This window comes from Pseudomonas sp. yb_2, from assembly GCF_043103905.1.
Classification (GTDB): Bacteria; Pseudomonadota; Gammaproteobacteria; order Pseudomonadales; family Pseudomonadaceae; genus Aquipseudomonas; species Aquipseudomonas alloputida.
In genome coordinates, this window is record NZ_JBICKH010000002.1 from 23487 (window position 1) to 46156 (window position 22670).

Consider the following 22670-nt stretch of genomic DNA (forward strand, 5'->3'; position numbering starts at 1 on the left):
CTGCCTCTGCAGGGCCTTTTTCATATGGCTCGAATCAAGCCTGCACAGGCGCCGCCAGCTGCTGCCCCATGCGCACTGCAGAACCCGCACCCAGGCTTTCAGCCCACTTTACCTGCTCCGGCCCGAACAGCACGATGGCGGTCGAACCCAGCTTGAAGCGGCCTAGTTCGGCACCTTTCTCCAGGTGGATCGGCGTGCGGCTGGCTTCGTCGTAGCGGAAGGTCTTCAGCTCACGTTTGGGCGGCGTGACCAGCCCGGCCCATACCGTTTCGATCGAAGCGACGATCATCGCGCCGACCAGTACCACAGCCATTGGCCCACGCTCTGTATCGAACAGGCAGACCACACGCTCGTTGCGAGCGAACAGCTCGGGGACATTCTCTGCAGTGGTCTGGTTGACCGAGAACAGGCGGCCCGGCACATAGACCATTTCGCGCAGGGTGCCGGCCAGCGGCATGTGCACGCGGTGGTAGTCCTTGGGCGACAGGTAGATGGTGGCAAACTCGCCGCCCATGAACGGCGCGGCCATGGCCGGATCACCGCCCAGCAGCTCTTGCGCGCTGAAACCGTGGCCTTTGGCCTGGAAGATACGACCGTGCTCGATCGGGCCAAGCTGGCTGACCGCACCGTCGGCCGGGCACAGGATGGCGCCCGGGGTTTCGTCCAGCGGACGGGCACCAGGTTTCAAGGCGCGGGTGAAGAACGCATTGAAGTGCTCGTAAGCGCTCAGGTCTTCGACCAGCGCCTCGCTCATGTTCACCTGGTAGCGCTTGGCGAACCATGCGGTGAAGGCGTTCTTGAACCAGCGCACGCGGCACTCGGCGATGCAGCCGGCCAGCCGCGACAGCAGGTGGTGCGGCAGCAGGTACTGGCTGATGATGAACAGACGGGATTTCATGCAGGTTCCTTAGACTTCTACAGGCGTGTCCGGGTGGTTGCCCCATTCGCTCCACGAGCCGGCGTAGGCCTTGACGCGTGGGTAGCCGAGGGCCTTGGCCACCAGGTAAGTGAAACCGGAGCGGCGGTGGGTCTGGCAGTGGGTGATCACCTCCTTGTCAGGGGTGATGCCCAGTTGCTCGAGGACTTGTTTGATGTCCTGACGAATGCGCAGGTGGTCGTTGAGGTCCATGCCGGCGGTCCACTCGAAGTTGATCGCGCCGGGGATGTGGCCGCCTTTGGCTGCCAGCACTTTTTCGCCGCTGAATTCCTGCGGGCCGCGTGCGTCCCAGATGACCAGGTCATCGGCGCCCAGGCGGCTTTGCAGGTACTCGCGGGTGGCAGTGGGTGCGCTGTCTATGTGCAGGTGCACCGGGGCGCTGCCAATGGCAGGCACTGCGGTGGACAGTTTGTCTGCCGGCCAGGCCTGGATACCGCCATTGAGGTAGTGGTAGCGCTTGTGGCCGATGACATCGAGCAGCCAGATGAAGCGCCCGGCCCAGCCGCCGCCTTCATCGTCGTACACCACATACACGGCATCGGCGCGGTGGCCGAGTTCGCTGAACAGTTTTTCGAGCTCGCCCAGGGCTGGCAGCAGGCCGGGCGCCGGGGGCTGGCCGAGCTGGGTGCGCTTGCCTTCGACAAAGCGTGCGCCGGGGATATGCCCGCTGACATAGCGGTTGGCGCTGCTCAGGTCGACCAGGATCAGCTGCGGCGAATCCAGGCGTGGCAGCAGGTCTGCAGCTTCGATCACCAGGGGCAGGCCGGAAAAGTCGGTCATCCACGGTCTCCAGTGTGGAAAGAGGGGCGATTGTAGCGCAAGGCTCAACCCTTGCGGTTGGTAAACACCGACAAGGCCCGCTCGATGCATTGTGCGGTCTTGCCGAAGGCTTGCACGCTGATATCCGCCAAAGGCCGGCAGCCCTGGTCGGCCACCAACAGCATCAGCACCTGGTCGTTGGCTGCCAGCGAGCGAAGCAGTACATGTTCGCTGCGGAACAAGGTGCGCAGCGGGGCGGGCAACAGCGCCGAGAACTGGCTGTGGTTTTCCGGTGTGATGCGCAGCTGCCCGGCCTGACTCAGCAGCTTTTGCAGCAGTTTGTTCTGCGATACCTGCAGGGCCAGGGCACCGGCCTCCTTGGGCAGGCCGGCAATTTGCTGCACGCGCAGGTAGTCGCTGGCCTTGTCCAGGCTAAGCAGCATGATGCGTTGCATGCCGCAGGCCAGCAGGGCTTCTTGGGCCTGGGTGGCCAGGTGCACGGCGTTGGTGAACGGGCTGGGTTGGGCCAGCAGGTGCTGGCACAATGTGCGCCAGCGTGCCAGGTCGTCGCTGCTGGGCGGTGGCGGGGCCAGCATGTCCGGGTGAGGGCGGCGTTGGTGCCACGGCCAGATCAAGGCCTCGGCCGGGTGGAACAGGGCGTGCCGGGCGTGGCGGCGGGCGCTGGCGGCCGCCTGCTGGTGCACCTGCTGCTGCACGTCTTCCAGCGAGGTTTGCAGGTACAGCGCGGTCAGCAGTTGCCAGCGCAGCAGATGCGGGTTGTCCCAGCCGACCTGTGCCGCCAGGGCCAGGTTGTTGGCCAGCAGTACGGTATTGGCCGGCTGGTTGAACCAGCGCCGCAGACCGGGCTCGGCATCCATGCGGTGTTGCTGGCTGAGCAGGTCTTCGTCGCGGGCGATATTCAGCACCTGGGCCAGTTGCTCGCGCTCTTCCAGCAGCAGGCGATAACCCTGGGTGACCCACTGGGGCAGGCGCCAATACTCGGCCATGGTCTGGCACAGCGCCATGATGCGCACGCCAAACAGTTCTTCCTCGACGTGGGCGGCGTCTTCACCTTTGTGGATAACCCGCAGCTCCCAGGTGTCGAGCAGCTTGGGGTAGGCCAGTGCCAGTGGCCAGAGTGGCGACAGGAACAGCAGGCTGCCCCAGTGAATCTCTTGCCACAGCCGTGCCAGGCGGCTGGCGAACAGGCCGCTGGCTTGCTGTGCCGCATGCTGGCTGATCATCTGGAACTGGCACAGTACCGGCGGAATTTCCTCCACGGGCAGCGCCGGCAGGCGTTTGAGAAGCTGCTCGCTGCGCTCCAGGCCCAGGCGGTTGAGAGCAACCTCCAGGCTTTCGGCGGGTTCGGCAAGGCTGGCATTGGTGGGGTGATTGGCTTCGCGCATCACTGACAGCACCAGTGCCGGGCTATCCTGCATCAGTTCGGCGATATCGCGCAGCGAGCGACGGCTATCGTGGATGGCAGCCATGACCCGGTCGTAGCTGTGCTTCGGCACGGGGATGCGAACACTCTCGAGCAGCTTTACCCAGGCCTCTAGCGTACGCGGGGCCTGAGTGGGCACCTTGGTTTCAATTGGCATTTTGACATCAGTCCGAACTGGCTTTTCGCATTGAGTGGCTATAGTCTGGCGCAGTTCTGCCGATAAGTAGAAGAAGAGTTTTAAAGCTCCCGTCTCTTCCCCTGACCACGACAGCAAGTGCTTTGAACCTATGGCTAAAATTATCGGCATCATCGTCGTATTCGCGAGCGTGCTCGGCGGCTACGTGCTCTCCCACGGCAAGATCGCAGCGCTGATCCAGCCGTTCGAAGTACTGATCATCGGCGGTGCGGCCTTTGGTGCATTCCTGCAGGCCAACCCTGGCCACATGACCATGCACGTCATCAAGAAGTCGATGAAGATGTTCGGCTCGCGCTTCAGCCATGCCTTCTACCTGGAGGTGCTGGGCCTCGTTTACGAAATCCTCAACAAGAGCCGTCGCGAAGGCATGATGGCCATCGAGGCCGACATCGAGGACGCCGCTGCCAGCCCGATCTTCGCCAAGTACCCGACGGTACTGGCCGATGAGCGCATGACCGCGTTCGTCTGCGATTACCTGCGCATCATGTCCACCGGCAACATGGCCCCGCACGAGCTCGAGGGCCTGTTCGACATGGAACTGCTGAGCATGAAGGAAGAGCTGGAGCACCCGTCCCACGCGGTGACCGGCATCGCCGACGGTATGCCCGGGTTCGGTATCGTTGCGGCGGTACTGGGTATCGTGGTGACCATGGCCTCGCTGGGCGATGGCGATCAGGCGGCCATCGGCATGCACGTAGGTGCGGCGCTGGTGGGTACCTTCTTCGGTATTCTGGCGGCTTACGGGTTCTTCGGCCCTTTGGCCAAGTGCCTGGAGCACGATGCCAAGGAAGAACTGAACCTCTACGAATCGATCAAGGCTTCGCTGGTGGCCTCGGCGTCGGGCATGCCTCCTTCGCTGGCGGTCGAGTTCGGGCGCAAGGTGCTGTACCCCAAGCACCGCCCAAGCTTCGCCGAACTGGAACAAGCGGTTCGCGGTCGCTGAGTCATGGAGAACAATCAGCCCATCATCGTCAAGCGCGTCAAGCGCTTTGGCGGCGGCCACCATGGTGGCGCCTGGAAAATCGCCTTTGCCGACTTCGCCACGGCGATGATGGCGTTCTTCCTGGTGCTGTGGCTGTTGTCCACGGCCACGCCTGAGCAGAAGATCGCCATTGCCGGGTACTTCCAGGACCCTATCGGTTTCTCCGAGAGTGGCACGCCTTATGTCATCGACCTGGGTGGTTCACCGGAGATGGCGCCGGACAAAACCATCAATCCGGAAGTGAAGACCGAGCCGACGCAGCAGTCCCCCACTCAGCTGAGCAAGGACCAGGTCGAGACCATGGCCGAGCAGGTCGAGCGCGAGCGTCTGGAGCTGCTGCTGCAGGAACTGCAGAACAAGGTGGAAGAGAACCCGCAACTGCAGAAGTTCAAGGACCAGATCCTGTTCGAAATCACCCAGGACGGCCTGCGCATCCAGATCATGGATGCCGAGAACCGACCGATGTTCGACATCGGTAGCGCGCGCCTGCAGCCCTACTTCGAAGATATCCTGCTGGCCATGGCCGACACCATCAAGGCGGTGCCGAACAAGATCAGCATCAGCGGCCATACCGATGCCAAGCCGTATGCTGGCACTGGCGAGTACGGTAACTGGGAGCTGTCGGCCAACCGCGCCAACGCCGCGCGGCGTGCCCTGGTGGCGGGGGGGTATCCGGACGGCCAGGTGGCACGGGTGGTGGGGTACGCCTCGTCGTCACTGTTCGACCGCAAGGACCCGTTCAACCCGGTCAACCGCCGTATCGACATCATCGTGCTGACCAAGAAAGCCCAGCGCAATATCGAAGGTGAGCAGGGTGCGCCGGAAACACCGCCAGCTGCGCCAACTGCTCCTGCAGCGCCAGGGGCTTCGGCACCGGCTGCCCCAGTGGCAACTGAACAGCCACCGATGCAACCGCGTGAGCTGCGCCAGAAGCTGAACATCTTTGAAGATGGCACGCTGAAGATGGATGAAGCCAAGGAGCAGTAAGCGGCTTTTTGGGGGTGGGCAACTGTGCTACCCAACACCTGAACGCTGGCGCGATCACTGTAGGCGCGGGTTTACCCGCGAAGCCTCCAGCGCGGTGAATGGCACCGGCGTTGCCGGTGTTCGCGGCTAAAGCCGCTACATACACATCGGTGATTGGGCGCAGGCCGTCGTAGGAGCGGGTTCACCCGCGAAAGGGCCGGACCTGCTGGCCAATTTCCACCCGCCGTTCACCGTTGCAGTCGCCACCGTATTCGCGGGTAAACCCGCTCATACAAGGGATCGCGGCAACTTTCAATTCGAGCGTTTCAGTAGCTGTCTTCTGCCAGGCTGGCGATGATCGAGCGGTAGCTGTTCATGCGCTGCGGCTTGATGCGCCCCTCTTCCAGTGCCTTGAGCAGCGCGCAGCCCGGTTCGCGGTCATGCTTGCAGTCGCGGAAGCGGCAGGTGCCGAACAGGTCGCGGAACTCGATGAAGCCATCCTCCACGTCGTCGCGGCTGACATGGCCAAGGCCGAATTCGCGGATACCCGGCGAGTCGATCAGGTCGCCGCCGTTGGGGAAGTGGTACAGCCGCGCCGTGGTGGTGGTGTGGGTACCTTGGCCTGACCATTCCGACAAGTCGCCGACGCGGGTGCCGGCGTCTGGCAGCAGGCTGTTGACCAGCGACGACTTGCCCACCCCCGACTGGCCGACGAACACGCTGATATGGCCGTCGAGTTGTTGCTGCAGGCGCTGCATGCCGTCGCCCTGGTGAGCCGATACTTCCAGCAGCGGGTAGCCCAGTTCGCGGTAGACCTCCAGCAGCGCATGCAGGCCGGGGCCGTTCTCGTCGTTGATCAGGTCGGCTTTGTTCAGCAGCAGCAGCGGGCGCAGGCCGGCGTGCTCGGCCGCTACCAGATAGCGGTCGATCAGGTTCGGGTGCGGCTCCGGCGCCGGGGCGAACACGATCACGATCAGGTCGACGTTGGCTGCCACCGGCTTGAGTTGACCATGGTTGTTCGGCCGGCACAGTTCGGTGCTGCGCGGCATCTGCGCCACGATCACGCCGATGCCCTGGTTACCCGCACGCCACACGACACGGTCGCCGGTGACCAGTGCTGGCAGGTTGGCGCGCAAATGGCAGCGGAACACCTGGCCTGCGGTTTCGCCATCCTGAGCTTCAACTTCTACCTGCACGCCGAAGTGCGCGATCACCAGGCCCAGTTGTTCCGGCCCCAGATCGCCACCTTCCAGTTCCTGCAGTGCATGCTGCTCGCGTTTGGCCGCGCGAGCGGCGCGCTCGCCCTGGATTTTTTCGATCCGCCAGTTTTGGCGGCGATTGAGCTGGCGTTTGGCCATGAAGGTACCGTAAGAGAGGCCCGGCGTGGGGCATTGAAAACGGCAGGCAGTTTAGCACGCCCGCCGCTGGACTATTCTGCTCACCTTTGTGCCGTGAATGGGCGTGCCTTGGCCACTAGGCTAATATGACCGCCTATATGAGGAGCCCCTGCATGCAAAACCCACAGAACCTGATCTGGATCGACCTGGAAATGACCGGCCTGGATCCGGACAGCGACGTCATCATCGAAATGGCCACCATCGTCACCGACAGCGAGCTCAATACCTTGGCCGAAGGCCCGGTGATCGCCATCCACCACAGTGACGAAGTGCTGGCGCGCATGGACGAGTGGAACACCCGCACCCATGGCGCTTCGGGGCTGACCCAGCGCGTGCGCGAGAGCAAGGTCAGCATGGCCGAAGCCGAGGCGCAGACCATCGCCTTCCTCGAGCAGTGGGTGCCTAAAGGCAAGTCGCCGATCTGCGGCAACAGCATCTGCCAGGATCGTCGTTTCCTCTACCGCCACATGCGCAACCTGGAAAACTACTTCCACTACCGCAACCTGGATGTCTCCACCCTCAAGGAACTGGCCGCGCGCTGGGCGCCGGACGTGCGTGACAGCTTCAAGAAAGGCAATACCCACCTGGCGCTGGACGATATCCGCGAATCGATCGCCGAACTGCGTCACTATCGCGAGCACTTCATCAAGCTGTGAGTCGAATCGGCGCAGATATTGTATCTGCGCCCCCTTTTGGTGCCCTGGGCAACTGGTTAGACTGCGCGCCTTTCCTGCACGGACCCGCACCATGTTGTTGATGCTCTACCTTATCGCCATTACCGCCGAAGCCATGACTGGCGCGCTGTCTGCCGGGCGTCGCGGCATGGACTGGTTTGGCGTGGTGCTGATCGCCTGCGTCACTGCGCTTGGGGGCGGCTCGGTGCGTGATGTGCTGCTCGGGCATTATCCGCTGACCTGGGTGAAGCACCCGGAGTACCTGGTGCTGACCAGTTTTGCGGCGCTGCTGACCATTTTCATCGCGCCAATGATGCGCCGCCTTCGCTCGCTGTTCCTGGTGCTCGATGCCCTGGGGCTGGTGGCGTTTACCCTGATAGGTTGCATGACGGCGCTGGAGATGGGGCAGGGCATGCTGGTGGCGTCGATCAGCGGGGTGATCACCGGGGTGTTTGGCGGGATCCTGCGGGATATCTTCTGCAACGACATCCCGCTGGTGTTCCGCCGTGAGCTGTATGCCAGCGTGTCATTCGCGGCGGCCTGGTTCTATCTGGGATGCGTGTATTTCAAGGTGCCGGCGGAGCAGGCGATGTTGCTGACTCTGTTTGGCGGCTTCCTGTTGCGCCTGTTGGCGATACGCTTCCACTGGGAAATGCCCAAGTTCCACTACAACGACCAGCAGTGACGCAATTTACAAGCGCAACATGGCCCTTGTGGGAGCGGGCGTGCCCGCGAACACCGGCGAAGTGGTGCCATTCCCTGTGTTGCCTGCTTCGCGGGCGCGCCCGCTCCCACAAGGATGACGCATGCTCTGAGGCTGGTCGCTATTGAGCTCCGTGTCGGGCCAGCGCCCACTCCACATGCTCGCGCACCAATTCCGATTCATCGTCACGCCTGGCCTTCAGCGCCTCGATCACCGGAATCGTGGAGGGCGCATTGCCCAATCCCACCGCCAGGTTGCGCAAGAACCGCTCGTACCCCGCCCGCCGCAAAGGCCCGCCCTCGGTCTTGCGCAGGAAGGTGCGTTCATCCCACAGGAACATCGCCGCCAGGTCGGTATTTTCCAGCCCGTGCCGTGGCTGGAAGTCCTGCTCCTGACTGTGCTTGGCAAAACGGTTCCAGGGGCAGACGATCTGGCAGTCGTCGCAACCGAATACCCGGTTGCCCATCTTTGCGCGTAACTCGACAGGAATCGCGCCCCTCAGCTCGATGGTCAGGTACGAGATGCAGCGTCGCGCATCCAGCACATAGGGCCCGACAAACGCTTGTGTCGGGCAGATGTCCAGGCAGGCCTGGCAACGCCCGCAGTGCTCGCTGGTGGTGGCTTCGTCCACCGGCAACGGCAGGTCGACGAACAGTTCGGCAAGGAAGAAGTAGCTACCCGCCTTGCGGTTGAGCAATAGTGTGTTCTTGCCGATCCAGCCCAGCCCAGCCTGTTCGGCCAGGGCTTTTTCCAGTACCGGGGCGCTGTCCACAAAGGCGCGGTAGCCGAACGGGCCGATGGCTTCCTGGATGCGGTCGGCGAGGAACTGCACGCGCTTGCGCACCAGCTTGTGGTAGTCCCGGCCAAGCGCGTAGCGTGACACGTAGGCCTTCTCGGGCTGGGCAAGGCGCTGCGCCATCTGCGTATCGCCGGGCAGGTAGTCCATACGTAGCGAGACCACGCGTACCGTGCCGGGGATCAGTTGGTCGGGATGTGACCTTTTGCTGCCGTGGGCGCCCAGGTATTCCATTTCACCCTGATAACCGGCGTCGAGCCAACGCTGCAGGTGGTGTTCGTGTTCGCCAAGGTCGACCCCGGCGATGCCAACATGGGCAAAACCGAGTTCCTGGCCCCAAATCTTGATCGATTGGGCCAGTTGGGCGAGGTCAGGTGTAGAGGCGGACATGGATGGGCAAGGCAATACGGGCTCAGGTGCGTATAATTCTGCCAGACATTGGAGCCTTTGACCCCATGCCGCAGACCAAACACCCCAGTAATGCCCCACAATTGCTCAGCAGCGTGACGGTTGCCCGCCTGCCGGCACGGCAGGCGCATGCCCACAAAGGCGACTTTGGCCATGTACTGGTGGTCGGGGGCGACCTGGGTACCGGAGGCGCTGTGTTGCTCAGTGCCGAAGCCGCCCTGCGTTGCGGCGCCGGGCTGGTCAGCGTGGCAACCCGGCCCGAGCACGTGTCGGCCAGCCTGGCGCGCCTGCCCGAGGTCATGTGCCTGGGTGTCCGTTCGGCCAACCAACTGATGGGTGTGCTGGAGCGCGCCTCGGTCCTGGTGGTCGGACCCGGCCTGGGGCAGGCGGCGTGGGGCTGTAGCCTGTTGTCGGCGGTGGCCAACGCCGAGCGGCCGCAAGTGTGGGATGCCGATGCCTTGAATTTGCTGGCGCGAACCCCGCTGGCCCTGCCCAGTGGCAGCATCCTTACTCCGCACCCAGGGGAGGCGGCGCGGCTGCTGGGCATTGCCACTGAAGCCGTGCAGGCCGACCGTCCTGGTGCTGCGCGCAAGCTGGCGCGCCGTTATAACAGCGTCTGTGTACTCAAAGGTGCCGGCACCCTGGTGGCAGCCCCGAGCGGGCAGCTGGCGTTGTGCGAGCGCGGGCACCCGGCGATGGCCGGCGCCGGCCTGGGCGATGTGCTGACTGGCGTGCTGGCAGCCCTGTTGGCCCAAGGCCTGGATGCCTGGGGCGCAGCCTGTCTGGGGGTGTGGCTGCACGCCTGTGCCGGCGAGCGCCTTGGGAAAAAAGGTAGAGGCCTGGCGGCCAGTGATCTGGCGCCGGCCATTCGTGAGTTGTTGGAGGAGCATTCTGCGTGTCTGGCTTAAATCTGTTTCTGGCCGATGAAGAGGCCACGGTCAAATTCGGTGCAGCACTGGCCGAGGTGACCGGCGGTCGCGGCGTGATTTTCCTCGAGGGCGACCTGGGCGCGGGTAAAACGACCCTGTCGCGTGGCCTGATCCGCGGTCTGGGCCATACTGGTGCTGTGAAAAGCCCGACGTTCACCGTGGTCGAACCCTATGAAATCGGCGAGGTCCGAGCCTTTCACTTCGACCTGTATCGCCTGGTCGACCCGGAGGAGCTTGAGTTCATGGGCATTCGTGACTATTTCGAGGGCGACCCGCTGTGCCTGTTCGAATGGCCACAAAAGGGTGCGGGCGTTTTGCCAAAGCCTGACCTGACCATTACCATAAGCCCCCAAGCGAGTGGACGCTCGCTGAACCTTTCGCCGCAGGGGGCTCGCGGCGAGGCCTGGTGCGTGGCACTGGCCGAACACTATAAACAGTAAGTGGGGTAGGTATGCGCATACGCGCACTGGTCGCCATCGTTGGGCTGCTGCTGACAACGGTGACCGTTGAGGCTCTGGCCGTCACTCAAGTCAAGAGCATGCGCCTGTGGCGCGCACCGGACAACACGCGGCTGGTCTTCGACCTGTCTGGCCCCGTGCAGCATAGTGTCTTCACCCTGAGCGCACCCGATCGCCTGGTCATCGACATCAATGGCGCAACACTGGCCGCGCCACTGAATGTGGCCACCTCCAACACGCCGATAAGCAGTGTGCGTTCGGCTCAGCGTACGCCAACCGACCTTCGGGTTGTGGTCGACCTGAAAAAGTCGGTTACCCCGAAAAGCTTCACCCTGGCGCCCAACGCACAGTACGGCAACCGCTTGGTGGTCGACCTGTATGACCAGGAGGCTGACGCTATCGCGGCCAGCACGCCGCCACCTGCGCCGGCCCCGGTACAAACGCCTGCAACAACGCCCGCGGTGCCCGTGACGCCGACCCAGCCGGCGATCAAGCTGCCACCGGTACCCAGTGGCAAGCGTGACATCGTGGTTGCCATCGATGCCGGGCACGGCGGCGAAGACCCTGGCGCTTCCGGCTCGCGTGGCCAGCACGAAAAAGACATCGTGTTGCAGATCGCCAAGGAACTGCAGCGTCAGATCAACAGCGAAAAAGGTTTCCGTGCAGAGCTGACCCGCACCGGCGATTACTTCATCCCGCTGCGCAAGCGTACGGAAATCGCCCGCAAGAAAGGCGCCGACCTGTTCATTTCGATTCACGCCGACGCGGCCCCGTCGCGCGCAGCCTTTGGCGCCTCGGTGTTCGCCCTGTCCGATCGTGGAGCCACCTCCGAGACGGCGCGCTGGCTGGCCGACACGGAAAACCGTTCTGACCTGATCGGTGGTGCGGGTAATGTCAGCCTCGACGACAAGGACCGCATGCTCGCTGGCGTGCTGCTTGATCTGTCGATGACCGCTACGCTCAGCTCCAGCCTCAACGTGGGGCAAAAGGTATTGGGCAACATGGGGCGGGTCACTTCGTTGCACAAGCAGCGCGTGGAACAGGCCGGGTTCATGGTGCTGAAGTCGCCGGATATTCCGTCGATCCTCGTTGAAACCGGGTTCATCTCGAACAACAACGAAGCAGCCAAGCTGGCCTCGTCGAGCCACCAGCAAGCGTTGGCCCGTTCGATCCGCACTGGGGTGCACCAGTACTTCCAGCAGAACCCACCACCTGGCACCTATATCGCCTGGCTGCGTGACACCGGCAAGATCGCCGCCGGCCCGCGTGAACACACCGTACGCCCTGGCGAAACCCTGGCGATGCTCGCCGTGCGTTACCAGGTCAGTGTGGCCAGTCTGCGCAGCATCAACAGCCTCAAGACCGATGAGCTGAAGGTTGGCCAGCGCCTCGATGTACCCGCCACAACCTTGGCCGCGCAATGATGAGTGGCGGTTCGCGAATTCAGTTGCTCAGCCCGCGGCTGGCCAACCAGATTGCCGCCGGCGAGGTTGTCGAGCGGCCGGCGTCTGTGGCCAAGGAACTGCTGGAAAACAGCCTGGACTCCGGTGCCCGGCGCATCGATATCGAAGTCGAGCAGGGCGGCGTCAAACTGCTGAAGGTGCGGGATGATGGCAGCGGCATTTCTGCCGACGACCTGCCGCTGGCCCTGGCTCGACACGCCACCAGCAAGATCCGCGAGCTGGAAGACCTAGAAGGGGTATTGAGCCTGGGCTTCCGTGGCGAGGCCTTGGCCTCGATCAGTTCGGTGGCGCGCCTGACCCTGACCTCGCGTACCGCCAGTGCCAGTGAGGCCTGGCAAGTAGAAACCGAAGGCCGCGACATGACGCCGCGGGTGCAGCCGGCGGCGCACCCGGTCGGTACCTCGGTGGAAGTGCGCGATTTGTTCTTCAATACCCCGGCCAGGCGCAAGTTCCTCAAAGCCGAGAAAACCGAATTCGATCACTTGCAGGAAGTGATCCGGCGGCTGGCGCTGGCCCGTTTCGATGTCGGCTTCCACCTGCGCCACAATGGCAAGAGCATCCTCAGCCTGCACGAGGCCCACGACGAAATCGCCCGTGCACGGCGGGTGGGTGCCATCTGCGGCCCGGGCTTCATGGAGCAGGCACTGCCGATCGACGTCGAGCGCAACGGTCTGCGCCTTTGGGGCTGGGTCGGCCTGCCGACGTTCTCGCGCAGCCAGGCAGACCTGCAGTACTTCTTCGTCAATGGCCGGGCAGTGCGCGACAAACTGGTCGCCCATGCCGTGCGTCAGGCCTACCGGGACGTGCTGTTCAACGGCCGCCACCCCACGTTCGTGCTGTTCCTGGAACTGGAGCCCAACGGCGTCGATGTGAACGTGCACCCAACCAAGCATGAAGTACGGTTCCGCGAAGGGCGCTCGGTGCATGACTTCCTGTATGGCACCTTGCACCGTGCCTTGGCCGATGTACGTCCGGAAGACCAGCTGGCCGCACCTGCTGCCGTACCTGAGCTGGTTCGCCCCACCGGCCAGCAGGCCGGTGAGTTCGGGCCCCAGGGTGAAATGCGCCTGGCCTCGCCGGTGCTTGAACAGCCTCGAGCCCCGCAACAGTCGTTTTCCAATGGTGGCAGCGGCGCCGGTTACCAGTATCAATACACCCCACGTCCCTCGCAGCCGCTGCCGGCCGCAGAGGCACAGGCGGTGTACCGCGAGTTCTATAAGCCGCTGGAAACAGGTGCTGCGCCTGCGACGGCACTGCCCGAAAGCCAGGGCGACATTCCCCCGCTAGGCTATGCCCTGGCGCAGCTCAAGGGTATCTACATCCTGGCCGAGAATGCTGTTGGCCTGGTGCTGGTGGACATGCACGCCGCCCACGAGCGGATAATGTACGAGCGCCTCAAGGTGGCCATGGCCAGCGAGGGCCTGAGCGGCCAGCCGCTGCTGGTGCCGGAGACCCTGGCCCTCAGCCAGCGTGAAGCCGACTGTGCCGAAGAGCATGCACAGTGGTTTCAGCGCCTGGGCTTCGAATTGCAGCGCCTGGGCCCCGAGACCCTGGCGATTCGCCAGATCCCGGCCTTGCTCAAGCAGGCTGAAGCCAACCGCCTGGTGCAGGACGTGCTTGCCGACCTTATGGAGTACGGCACCAGTGATCGCATTCAGGCGCACCTCAACGAGCTGCTCGGCACCATGGCTTGCCACGGTGCCGTGCGCGCCAACCGGCGTCTGGCAATTCCCGAGATGAACGCCCTGCTGCGCGACATGGAAAACACCGAGCGCAGCGGCCAGTGCAACCATGGCCGTCCTACCTGGACTCAGATGGGGCTGGACGATCTGGACAAACTTTTCCTGCGCGGTCGATGAAATGAGCGGCAAGCCCCCTGCAATATTCCTGATGGGTCCGACGGCGGCCGGCAAGACCGACCTTGCCATCGAACTGACCACAGTGCTGCCGTGTGAACTGATCAGCGTCGATTCGGCACTTGTCTACCGTGGCATGGATATCGGTTCGGCCAAGCCGTCGAAAGAAGTCCTCGCTGCCCACCCGCACCGGCTGATCGACATTCTCGACCCGGCCCAGAGCTATTCCGCCGCGCAGTTCCGTGCCGATGCGCTGGAGGCCATGGCCGAGATCACCGCGCGCGGCAAGATCCCGCTGCTGGTCGGCGGCACCATGCTCTATTACAAGGCGTTGATCGATGGCCTGGCCGACATGCCGGCCGCCGATGCGACGGTGCGCGCCGAGCTGGAAGCGCAGGCTGAAGCCCTGGGCCTGGCCGAGCTACACCGCCAGTTGGCCGAAGTCGACCCGGAGTCCGCGGCACGTATCCACCCCAATGACCCGCAGCGGTTGATCCGGGCATTGGAGGTATACCGGGTGAGTGGCGAGAGCATGACAGCTCATCGTCGGCGTCAATTCGCGGAAAGTCGCGGCGCAGACGCAGGCGCCGGCGGACATTTGCCCTATACTGTCGCCAGTTTGGCGATTGCTCCTACAGATCGTCACATTTTGCATCAGCGAATTGCGTTACGATTTTCGCAGATGCTGGAACAGGGCTTCGTTGACGAGGTCCGATCGCTGCGAGCCAGAAGTGACTTGCACGCCGGGCTGCCGTCTATACGGGCAGTGGGGTATCGGCAAGTCTGGGATTACCTGGATGGCAAGCTGACTGAGAATGAGATGCGTGAACGCGGTATCATCGCTACCCGGCAGCTGGCCAAGCGGCAGTTCACCTGGTTGCGTGGCTGGCCTGAAGTGCACTGGCTTGACAGCCTGGCCTGCGACAATCTGTCCCGCACCTTGAAATACCTTGGGGCCATCTCCATATTGAGCTGAGTCCCTGCTGATTGCCGTCTATTCTTGCGAAGGGGCGGCCTAATTTATCGATTTTATTGATTTTCTATTATTTATCCTTACAGGAGTGCGGCATATGTCAAAAGGGCATTCGCTACAAGACCCTTACTTGAACACCTTGAGAAAAGAAAAGGTCCCGGTATCCATTTACCTGGTCAACGGTATCAAACTGCAGGGCTCGATCGAATCGTTCGACCAGTTCGTGGTATTGCTGAAGAACACCGTCAGCCAGATGGTCTACAAGCACGCCATCTCGACCGTAGTTCCGGCCCGTCCGGTCCGCCTGCCAAGCCCGACCGACAGCGAGCACGGCGACAGCGAGCCAGGCAACGCCTGATAGGAGCCTGCATTGTTCTTTGAGCGCCACGGTGGTGGTGAGCGGGCGTTGCTCGTTCACTTGGAAGGTCAGAACCCTGAGGCGCGCGAAGACCCGCAGGAGTTTCAGGAGTTGGCATTGTCGGCCGGTGCCGACATCGTCTCGCTGGTCACGGTGACAAGGCATCAGCCTTCCGCCAAATACCTGATTGGCAGTGGCAAGGTCGAAGAGCTGCACGACCTGGTCCATGCCGAACAGGTAGACCTGGTGATTTTCAATCACACCCTCACGCCCAGTCAGGAGCGCAACCTTGAACGTGTGTTCGAGTGTCGTGTGCTCGACCGTACCGGGCTGATCCTCGATATCTTCGCCCAACGGGCGCGTACCCATGAAGGCAAGCTGCAGGTCGAACTGGCCCAGCTGGAGCACATGAGCACGCGGCTGGTGCGCGGCTGGACTCACCTTGAGCGACAAAAAGGTGGTATCGGCCTGCGCGGCCCGGGTGAAACCCAGCTGGAAACCGACCGCCGCCTGTTGCGGGTGCGTATACGCCAGATCAAGTCGCGCCTGGAGAAAGTGCGCAGCCAGCGTGAGCAGGCGCGTCGCGGGCGCAAGCGCGCGGATATCCCCTCGGTGTCGCTGGTGGGTTATACCAACGCCGGCAAGTCCACGCTGTTCAACGCCCTGACCGAATCCGAGGTGTATGCCGCGGACCAGTTGTTCGCCACCCTCGACCCGACCCTGCGCCGGCTCGAGCTCAACGACCTGGGGCCGATCGTGCTGGCCGACACCGTAGGCTTCATTCGCCACCTGCCGCACAAGCTGGTCGAGGCATTTCGGGCTACGCTCGAAGAGTCGAGCAACTCCGACCTGCTGCTGCATGTGATCGACGCCCATGAGCCAGAGCGCATGGAGCAGATCGAGCAGGTGCTGGCGGTGTTGGGCGAGATTGGTGCCGAGGGGTTGCCGATCCTGGAGGTGTACAACAAACTCGACTTGCTCGAAGATGTCGAGCCACAGATCCAGCGCAATGCCGATGGCAAGCCGGAACGGGTCTGGGTATCGGCACGCGATGGGCGTGGCCTGGAGCTGGTTGGCCAGGCGGTTGCCGAGTTGCTGGGGGATGATCTGTTTGTCGGTACCCTGTGCCTGGAGCAGCGTTTTGCCCGCTTGCGCGCGCAATTCTTTGCCTTGGGTGCCGTGCAGAGTGAAGAGCATGATGAAGAAGGGCGCAGCCTGCTGAGCGTGCGACTGCCCATGGTCGAACTGAATCGCCTGGTCAGCCGCGAAGGCATGGAGCCGCAAGTGTTTGTCCAGCAACACACTTTGCAATAAATGCTCGTCGAGGTCGCCGGGCAGCAGTGACAGGCATTCTGTAGCATTGGACGGCGCGCCGTGGGCGCGTCTTTGCTTTATCAGATGGAGAGCGCTATGGCTTGGAACGAGCCGGGTGGCAACTCGAACAATCAGGATCCCTGGGGCGGCCGCCGCGGTGGCGGTGGCGGCGGTGGTGACAAGAAAGGTCCACCGGATCTGGACGAGGCCTTCCGCAAACTGCAGGACAGCCTGAATGGCATGTTCGGCGGCAGCAAGAAACGTGGCGGCGGTGATCGCAATGTCGGCAAGGGCGGTGGCCTGGGCCTGCTGGGCATCGGCCTGGCGGTGCTGGCTGCAATCTGGCTGTACAGCGCCGTGTATGTGGTCGACGAGCAGGAGCAGGCGGTTGTGCTGCGCCTCGGCAAGTACTATGAGACGGTCGGTCCCGGCCTGAACATCTACTTCCCGCCGCTTGATCGCAAGTACATGGAAAACGTCACGCGTGAGCGTGCCTACACCAAGCAGGGCCAGATGCTGACCGAAGACGAGAACATCGTCGAGGTGCCGCTGACCGTCCAGTACAAGATCAGCAACCTGCAGGACTTCGTGCTCAACGTCGACCAGCCTGAGGTGAGCTTGCAGCACGCGACCGAGAGTGCACTGCGTCACGTGGTGGGTTCCACTTCGATGGACCAGGTGTTGACCGAGGGTCGTGAGCAGATGGCCGTGGATATCCGCGAACGCCTGCAGCGCTTCCTCGACACCTACCGTACCGGTATCACCGTTACCCAGGTCAACGTACAGAGCGCGGCAGCCCCGCGTGAAGTGCAGGAAGCCTTCGACGACGTGATCCGCGCCCGCGAAGACGAGCAGCGTGCCCGCAACCAGGCCGAGTCCTATGCCAATGGCGTGGTGCCGGAAGCCCGTGGTCAGGCCCAGCGCATCATCGAGGACGCCAATGGTTACCGCGACGAAGTCATCGCCCGCGCCAAGGGTGAGGCAGACCGCTTCACCAAGCTGCTTGCCGAGTACCGCAAGGCACCTGACGTAACCCGTGAGCGTCTGTATCTGGAGACCATGCAAGAGGTCTACAGCAACTCGAGCAAGGTCATGGTGGCAACCAAGGACGGGCAGAGCAACCTGCTCTACCTGCCGCTGGACAAGATGGTCGAGGGCAGCCGCAGGCCGTCCGTGCCAACCACCAGCGTGTCGCCATCGGCCAACGATGCGGCCGCCCGTGCCGCACAGGACATGCAACAGCAACAGCAGCCGCTGCGTACTAGGGAGAGCCGCTGATGAGCAATAGATCGCTGATCGCCCTGATCGCCGCCGTGGTCCTGGCCATCGTGGCCTGGAACAGCTTCTACATCGTGTCCCAGACCGAGCGTGCGGTACTGCTGCGCTTCGGTAAGGTGGTCGAGGCGGATGTTCAGCCAGGCTTGCACGTGAAGATTCCATACGTTAACCAGGTGCGCAGGTTCGACGCCCGACTGATGACCCTCGACGCTCCGACCCAGCGGTTCCTGACCCTGGAAAAGAAAGCGGTGATGGTCGACGCCTATGCCAAGTGGCGTGTCAAGGACGCTGAACGCTTCTACACCGCCACGTCCGGCATGAAGCAGATCGCCGACGAGCGTCTGTCGCGTCGTCTGGAAAGTGGCCTGCGCGACCAGTTCGGTAAACGGACCCTGCACGAAGTGGTTTCCGGTGAACGTGACGCGCTGATGGCTGACATCACTGCATCGCTGAACCGCATGGCGAGCAAGGAACTGGGCATCGAGGTGGTCGACGTGCGCGTCAAGGCCATCGACCTGCCGAAGGAAGTCAACCGCAGCGTGTTCGACCGCATGAGCACCGAGCGTGAGCGTGAAGCCCGCGAGCACCGTGCCAAGGGTAACGAGCTGGCTGAAGGTATCCGTGCTGATGCCGACCGTCAGCGCCGTGTGCTGCTGGCCGAGGCTTATCGCGAAGCAGAAGAAACCCGTGGTGATGGCGACGCCCAGGCGGCCGCTATCTATGCCAAGGCCTACAGCCAGGACGCTGATTTCTATGCGTTCCACCGTAGCCTGCAGGCATACCGCGAGAGCTTCTCGAGCAAGAGCGACGTGATGGTCCTGGATCCGAAGAACGAGTTCTTCCGTTACCTGGACAAGAGCAGGCCTTGATGCTCAGGCCCTGATTTTCATGCAGCGGCGCCCCGCCTGGCAGCTAATGCACCAGGCGGGGTGCATCCTGAATGAAAAGGGGTGTATGATGAGGCAGCCGGGAAATTTCCCGGCTTTTTTGCGTCTGCAAGGTTGATTGGCTCAGCGCCGGTTGACGGTTTGGTCAGCTCGCAAGGCAATTTGAGGGTGTCGGGTACGGTGGCTGCGCTGGGATCAGTGCTGCCCGCTGCTGTGCGCGATACCGGCTTTTCTGACGGTTTGCCTGCTGGCAAGCCGCCCGGACCAGAGGGGAAATGGCGTAATGGCAACGGTAGACCGCTGGCTGCTGCCAGATGGCATCGAGGAAGTACTGCCACCTGAGGCTGCGCGCATCGAGATCGCGCGCCGCCAGGTGTTGGACCTGTTCCAGAGTTGGGGCTACGAACTGGTCGTCACCCCGCATATCGAGTACCTGGAGTCGCTGCTTACCGGCGCCGGCCAGGACCTGGATCAGCGCACCTTCAAGGTAGTGGACCCGCAGTCCGGCCGCCTGATGGGCTTCCGCGCCGACTTCACCCCGCAGGTAGCGCGTATCGATGCGCACACACTGCGCCGTGAAGGCCCGAGCCGGCTGTGCTATGCCGGCAGCGTGCTGCACGCTCAGCCACGTGCCTTGTCCACCTCGCGCAGCCCGATCCAGCTGGGTGCCGAACTGTACGGCGATGCCAGCCCTACCAGCGATGTCGAAGTCATCAGCCTGATGCTCGCCACGCTGCAACTGGCCGATGTGCCGGATGTTCACATGGACCTGGGCCATGTCGGCATCTACCGCGGCCTGGCCCGTGCCGCCGGTCTGTCCGGCGCGGTCGAACAGCAGCTGTTCGACGCCATGCAACGCAAGGCTGTCGATGAAGTGCAGGCGCTGACGGCCGACCTGCCGAAAGACCTGGGCAGCATGCTGCGCGCCCTGGTCGAGCTGTGTGGTGGTCGGGAAGTACTGGCTGAAGCCCGCGTGCGCCTCGGTCGCGCCCCGGCCAGCGTGCTGGCGGCGCTGGATGACCTGCTGGCGATCGCTGATCGCCTGGCGTCGCGCTACCCGGACCTGCCGCTGTACTTCGACCTCGGCGAGCTGCGTGGTTACCACTACCACACGGGCGTGGTGTTCGCCGTGTTTGTGCCAGGCGAAGGCCAATCGATCGCCCAGGGCGGTCGCTACGACGATATCGGCGCCGACTTTGGCCGGGCGCGCCCGGCCACTGGTTTCTCCACGGATTTGAAGACCCTGGTCACACTGGGGCGAGCGGAGGTCGTATTGCCAACTGGCGGCATCTGGATGCCGGACAGTGGCGATGCGGCCCTCTGGCAGCAAGTCTGCCAGTTGCGCAACGAGGGCCAGCGTGTGGTTCAGGCTCTGCCTGGCCAGCCGTTGAGTGCTGCTCTCGAGGCGGATTGTGATCGGCAATTGATTCAGCAAGACGGGCGCTGGCAGGTTCTGCCGCTGGCCCAGTGAGTTTCTGCGTCGGCAACAGGCCGGCAACCAAGTTTGCGTGAATGAGGACCAATGTAATGGGTAAGAATGTCGTCGTCCTGGGCACCCAGTGGGGTGATGAGGGCAAAGGCAAGATCGTCGATCTGCTGACCGAACATGCTGCCGCCGTAGTGCGCTACCAGGGTGGCCACAATGCGGGTCACACCCTGGTGATCAACGGTGAAAAGACCGTTCTGCACCTGATTCCGTCCGGCATCCTGCGTGAAGGCGTGCAGTGCCTGATCGGTAACGGCGTGGTCGTTGCCCCGGATGCACTGATGCGTGAAATCACCAAGCTGGAAGAGAAAGGCGTACCGGTGCGCGAGCGTCTGCGCATTTCCCCGGCTGCGCCGCTGATCCTGTCGTACCATGTGGCCCTGGATCAGGCCCGCGAAAAAGCCCGTGGCGAAGCCAAGATCGGCACCACCGGCCGTGGTATCGGCCCAGCTTACGAAGACAAGGTGGCACGTCGCGGCCTGCGCGTGGGTGATCTGTTCCACCGCGAGCGTTTCGCTGCCAAGCTGGGTGAGCTGCTGGATTACCACAACTTCCAGCTGGTGAACTACTACAAAGAGCCAGCCATCGACTTCCAGCAGACGCTGGACGAGTGCATGGCTTACGCCGAACAGCTCAAGCCGATGATGCTCGACGTCACCGCCGAGCTGCACAACCTGCGTCGCGCCGGCAAGGACATCATGTTCGAAGGCGCCCAGGGCTCGCTGCTGGACATCGACCACGGCACCTACCCGTACGTCACCAGCTCCAACACCACTGCCGGTGGTATTTCCACCGGTTCCGGCGTCGGCCCGATGTACCTCGACTACATCCTCGGTATCACCAAGGCCTACACCACTCGCGTGGGTTCCGGTCCGTTCCCGACCGAACTGTTCGACGAGACCGGTGCTACCTTGGCCAAGCGTGGCCACGAGTTCGGTTCCACCACCGGCCGTGCCCGTCGTTGCGGCTGGTTCGATGCCGTGATCCTGCGTCGCGCCATCGACGTCAACAGCATCTCGGGCATCTGCCTGACCAAGCTGGACGTACTGGACGGCCTGGAAACCATCAACATCTGCGTTGGCTACAAGAACGAGAACGGTGCCGTCATCGACGCGCCTTCCGATGCCGACAGCTACATTGGCCTTGAGCCGGTGTACGAAGAGATGCCAGGCTGGAGCGAGTCGACTCTGGGTGTGAAAACCCTGGAAGAGCTGCCGCAAGCTGCGCGTGACTACATCAAGCGCATCGAAGAGCTGGTTGGCGCGCCGATCGACATCATTTCGACCGGCCCGGACCGCAACGAGACCATCGTGCTGCGTCACCCGTTCGCCTGATCTGCCTTCCAGGCTGATCTGACGCCGCGGCCCTGAGAAGGGCCGCGGCGTTTTCATTTGTGGGCATGTCTGTGCTGGCCAATATCCACCGGTAATCCACCGTTGCCGCCGCTACCGTATTCGCGGGTAAACCCGCTCCTATGTGGGCACACAACGATGGTTGGGCGCAGGCCGTTGTAGGAGCGGGTTTACCCGCGAATGGGCCTGCACACGAAACCCCATTGCTAGACCTTGGCGCATTTCCCCGCTGCCTGCGGCACAACCCTTGCTGTAAGAAGTTTCTGTAGATGCCATCAAAATAGTGGCGCCAGAAAACACGAGGGTTACACCGTGTCTGCCATCCTCTCACTGTTACGAAGCCGCCTCTTGCGGCCTGTGTTTGTTGCCCTTGGTATCGCTCTTTTGGTGCAGGTGCTGGTTGCCGTTGCGCTCACCCGAAGCACGGTCACCGCCCTGGAGGCCGACCTTGGCGAACGGCTGGGTAATGACAGCCGCCAACTCGCAAGCGATCTGGAGCAAGCCGGGCAAGATGTGCGCTCTGGGCTCGACGGCCTGTCCAGCAGTACCCGCCAGCGCCTGAGCGCAGGGTTGTCGGAGCGCCTGCAAAGCGAGCAGCAGCAACTACGCAGCACCCTGGAAAAGAACCTCAAGGATTCCGCCAACGACATGGCCGAGCTGCTGGCTTCGGTTGCGCCGCGGGCGATCTGGGACAACGACGTGCCGGTGCTCTCGGATTTCGCACGACGCGCTCAGCGCAACCCGAACGTGCTGTTCGTGATCTATGACGATGCCCAGGGCCAGCACCTGACTCGCTACCTGAACCGGCAGAACCCGATCAACCAGACGCTCATCGAGAAGGGCCAGGGCGAACGAGCGCTGGACAAGGTGCTCGATGCCGCGCGTCGTGATCCGTTGGTGTACTTCGTCGAAGCCTCTATCAACCCCAATGGCGCCGAGATCGGCAAAGTCCTGATGGGGGTTTCTACAGCCGGCATTGACCAGGAGCTCAAGGCGCTCGACCAGCGCTTCAGTGCCCTGATCGCCAGTGGCGAGCAACTGGTTGGCGATAGCC

Annotated in this window: 20 protein-coding genes; 15 read left to right on the top strand and 5 right to left on the bottom strand. The window is 62.9% G+C overall.

Translation table 11 applies throughout. The annotated features are described in order from the left end of the window. Nucleotides 1-34: 34 nt before the first annotated feature. The 3 genes from asd to ACF8FB_RS00550 are packed head-to-tail and all read right to left on the bottom strand — an operon-like array spanning nucleotide 35 to nucleotide 3297. Nucleotides 35-898: an archaetidylserine decarboxylase gene (gene asd, locus ACF8FB_RS00540; RefSeq protein ID WP_003249501.1), complete on the bottom strand. Its 864-nt coding sequence runs from the start codon at nucleotides 896-898 to the stop codon at nucleotides 35-37. 9 nt (nucleotides 899-907) lie between these two features. After that, complete coding sequence (locus tag ACF8FB_RS00545; protein WP_392510603.1) at nucleotides 908-1717, bottom strand: rhodanese-like domain-containing protein; 810 nt, start codon at nucleotides 1715-1717, stop codon at nucleotides 908-910. 44 nt (nucleotides 1718-1761) lie between these two features. Further along, a complete protein-coding gene (locus ACF8FB_RS00550; protein ID WP_010955488.1) occupies nucleotides 1762-3297 on the bottom strand; it encodes an HDOD domain-containing protein in 1536 nt (511 codons plus the stop codon). A gap of 130 nt (nucleotides 3298-3427) precedes the next feature. On the opposite strand from ACF8FB_RS00550, the gene motA reads away from it, so the two are divergent. Further along, nucleotides 3428-4279 (top strand): flagellar motor stator protein MotA, encoded by an 852-nt coding sequence (motA, locus tag ACF8FB_RS00555; RefSeq protein ID WP_003249507.1) that lies wholly within the window; start codon nucleotides 3428-3430, stop codon nucleotides 4277-4279. Between the two features lie 3 nt (nucleotides 4280-4282). Continuing rightward, on the top strand, nucleotides 4283-5305 hold the full coding sequence (motB, locus tag ACF8FB_RS00560; RefSeq protein ID WP_392510800.1) for a flagellar motor protein MotB: 1023 nt from the start codon (nucleotides 4283-4285) through the stop codon (nucleotides 5303-5305). Between the two features lie 305 nt (nucleotides 5306-5610). Here motB and rsgA read toward each other — a convergent pair whose 3' ends face one another. Beyond that, nucleotides 5611-6642: a small ribosomal subunit biogenesis GTPase RsgA gene (rsgA, locus tag ACF8FB_RS00565; RefSeq protein WP_014592599.1), complete on the bottom strand. Its 1032-nt coding sequence runs from the start codon at nucleotides 6640-6642 to the stop codon at nucleotides 5611-5613. A 152-nt stretch (nucleotides 6643-6794) separates the two neighbouring features. Here rsgA and orn point away from each other — a divergent pair, with 152 nt between their 5' ends. Both orn and ACF8FB_RS00575 read left to right on the top strand, forming a co-directional pair. Continuing rightward, a complete protein-coding gene (gene orn / locus ACF8FB_RS00570; RefSeq protein WP_003249514.1) occupies nucleotides 6795-7337 on the top strand; it encodes an oligoribonuclease in 543 nt (180 codons plus the stop codon). A 91-nt stretch (nucleotides 7338-7428) separates the two neighbouring features. Then, nucleotides 7429-8040, top strand: a complete 612-nt coding sequence (locus tag ACF8FB_RS00575; protein WP_020193322.1) for a trimeric intracellular cation channel family protein — start codon at nucleotides 7429-7431, stop codon at nucleotides 8038-8040. A 139-nt stretch (nucleotides 8041-8179) separates the two neighbouring features. On the opposite strand, the gene queG is transcribed toward ACF8FB_RS00575, so the two are convergent. Continuing rightward, nucleotides 8180-9244 (bottom strand): tRNA epoxyqueuosine(34) reductase QueG, encoded by a 1065-nt coding sequence (gene queG / locus ACF8FB_RS00580; protein WP_014754621.1) that lies wholly within the window; start codon nucleotides 9242-9244, stop codon nucleotides 8180-8182. Between the two features lie 65 nt (nucleotides 9245-9309). Here queG and ACF8FB_RS00585 point away from each other — a divergent pair, with 65 nt between their 5' ends. From ACF8FB_RS00585 to ACF8FB_RS00635, 11 genes are all read left to right on the top strand, one after another. Then, nucleotides 9310-10170 (top strand): NAD(P)H-hydrate dehydratase, encoded by an 861-nt coding sequence (locus ACF8FB_RS00585; protein ID WP_350298519.1) that lies wholly within the window; start codon nucleotides 9310-9312, stop codon nucleotides 10168-10170. Continuing rightward, nucleotides 10158-10631: a tRNA (adenosine(37)-N6)-threonylcarbamoyltransferase complex ATPase subunit type 1 TsaE gene (gene tsaE / locus ACF8FB_RS00590; protein ID WP_003249523.1), complete on the top strand. Its 474-nt coding sequence runs from the start codon at nucleotides 10158-10160 to the stop codon at nucleotides 10629-10631. The genes ACF8FB_RS00585 and tsaE overlap by 13 nt, the downstream gene beginning before the upstream one ends. An 11-nt stretch (nucleotides 10632-10642) precedes the next feature. After that, nucleotides 10643-12073 carry an N-acetylmuramoyl-L-alanine amidase gene (locus ACF8FB_RS00595; RefSeq protein ID WP_003249525.1) on the top strand — a complete coding sequence of 477 codons (1431 nt, stop codon included), beginning with the start codon at nucleotides 10643-10645 and terminating at the stop codon, nucleotides 12071-12073. Continuing rightward, nucleotides 12073-13971 (top strand): DNA mismatch repair endonuclease MutL, encoded by a 1899-nt coding sequence (gene mutL, locus ACF8FB_RS00600; protein WP_010955484.1) that lies wholly within the window; start codon nucleotides 12073-12075, stop codon nucleotides 13969-13971. Before ACF8FB_RS00595 ends, mutL begins: the two co-directional genes overlap by 1 nt. A gap of 1 nt (nucleotide 13972) precedes the next feature. Beyond that, nucleotides 13973-14944, top strand: coding sequence for a tRNA (adenosine(37)-N6)-dimethylallyltransferase MiaA (gene miaA, locus ACF8FB_RS00605; RefSeq protein WP_010955483.1), 972 nt, complete (start codon nucleotides 13973-13975; stop codon nucleotides 14942-14944). A gap of 94 nt (nucleotides 14945-15038) precedes the next feature. Beyond that, nucleotides 15039-15299, top strand: a complete 261-nt coding sequence (gene hfq, locus ACF8FB_RS00610; protein WP_003249532.1) for an RNA chaperone Hfq — start codon at nucleotides 15039-15041, stop codon at nucleotides 15297-15299. Nucleotides 15300-15311: 12 nt separating this feature from the next. Further along, the gene (hflX, locus tag ACF8FB_RS00615) at nucleotides 15312-16613 is read left to right on the top strand and encodes a ribosome rescue GTPase HflX (protein ID WP_003249534.1); all 1302 of its coding nucleotides are present in this window, start codon (nucleotides 15312-15314) and stop codon (nucleotides 16611-16613) included. 96 nt (nucleotides 16614-16709) lie between these two features. Beyond that, a complete protein-coding gene (gene hflK, locus ACF8FB_RS00620; protein WP_020192569.1) occupies nucleotides 16710-17891 on the top strand; it encodes an FtsH protease activity modulator HflK in 1182 nt (393 codons plus the stop codon). Next, entirely contained in the window at nucleotides 17891-18760 is an 870-nt protein-coding gene (hflC, locus tag ACF8FB_RS00625; protein WP_014592592.1) for a protease modulator HflC, read from the top strand. Before hflK ends, hflC begins: the two co-directional genes overlap by 1 nt. Nucleotides 18761-19061: 301 nt before the next feature. Then, nucleotides 19062-20249: an ATP phosphoribosyltransferase regulatory subunit gene (locus tag ACF8FB_RS00630; protein WP_010955481.1), complete on the top strand. Its 1188-nt coding sequence runs from the start codon at nucleotides 19062-19064 to the stop codon at nucleotides 20247-20249. Nucleotides 20250-20305: 56 nt separating this feature from the next. Further along, nucleotides 20306-21598, top strand: a complete 1293-nt coding sequence (locus tag ACF8FB_RS00635) for an adenylosuccinate synthase (RefSeq protein WP_003249542.1) — start codon at nucleotides 20306-20308, stop codon at nucleotides 21596-21598. The last annotated feature ends 1072 nt before the right edge of the window (nucleotides 21599-22670 follow it).

Bases quoted from the DNA above. Each gene is read 5' to 3' on its own strand.
- asd (WP_003249501.1), bottom strand. From the start codon at position 898: ATGAAATCCCGTCTGTTCATCATCAGCCAGTACCTGCTGCCGCACCAC.
- ACF8FB_RS00545 (WP_392510603.1), bottom strand. From the start codon at position 1,717: ATGACCGACTTTTCCGGCCTGCCCCTGGTGATCGAAGCTGCAGACCTG.
- ACF8FB_RS00550 (WP_010955488.1), bottom strand. From the start codon at position 3,297: ATGCCAATTGAAACCAAGGTGCCCACTCAGGCCCCGCGTACGCTAGAG.
- motA (WP_003249507.1), top strand. From the start codon at position 3,428: ATGGCTAAAATTATCGGCATCATCGTCGTATTCGCGAGCGTGCTCGGC.
- motB (WP_392510800.1), top strand. From the start codon at position 4,283: ATGGAGAACAATCAGCCCATCATCGTCAAGCGCGTCAAGCGCTTTGGC.
- rsgA (WP_014592599.1), bottom strand. From the start codon at position 6,642: ATGGCCAAACGCCAGCTCAATCGCCGCCAAAACTGGCGGATCGAAAAA.
- orn (WP_003249514.1), top strand. From the start codon at position 6,795: ATGCAAAACCCACAGAACCTGATCTGGATCGACCTGGAAATGACCGGC.
- ACF8FB_RS00575 (WP_020193322.1), top strand. From the start codon at position 7,429: ATGTTGTTGATGCTCTACCTTATCGCCATTACCGCCGAAGCCATGACT.
- queG (WP_014754621.1), bottom strand. From the start codon at position 9,244: ATGTCCGCCTCTACACCTGACCTCGCCCAACTGGCCCAATCGATCAAG.
- ACF8FB_RS00585 (WP_350298519.1), top strand. From the start codon at position 9,310: ATGCCGCAGACCAAACACCCCAGTAATGCCCCACAATTGCTCAGCAGC.
- ACF8FB_RS00595 (WP_003249525.1), top strand. From the start codon at position 10,643: ATGCGCATACGCGCACTGGTCGCCATCGTTGGGCTGCTGCTGACAACG.
- mutL (WP_010955484.1), top strand. From the start codon at position 12,073: ATGAGTGGCGGTTCGCGAATTCAGTTGCTCAGCCCGCGGCTGGCCAAC.
- miaA (WP_010955483.1), top strand. From the start codon at position 13,973: ATGAGCGGCAAGCCCCCTGCAATATTCCTGATGGGTCCGACGGCGGCC.
- hfq (WP_003249532.1), top strand. From the start codon at position 15,039: ATGTCAAAAGGGCATTCGCTACAAGACCCTTACTTGAACACCTTGAGA.
- hflK (WP_020192569.1), top strand. From the start codon at position 16,710: ATGGCTTGGAACGAGCCGGGTGGCAACTCGAACAATCAGGATCCCTGG.
- hflC (WP_014592592.1), top strand. From the start codon at position 17,891: ATGAGCAATAGATCGCTGATCGCCCTGATCGCCGCCGTGGTCCTGGCC.
- ACF8FB_RS00630 (WP_010955481.1), top strand. From the start codon at position 19,062: ATGGCAACGGTAGACCGCTGGCTGCTGCCAGATGGCATCGAGGAAGTA.
- ACF8FB_RS00635 (WP_003249542.1), top strand. From the start codon at position 20,306: ATGGGTAAGAATGTCGTCGTCCTGGGCACCCAGTGGGGTGATGAGGGC.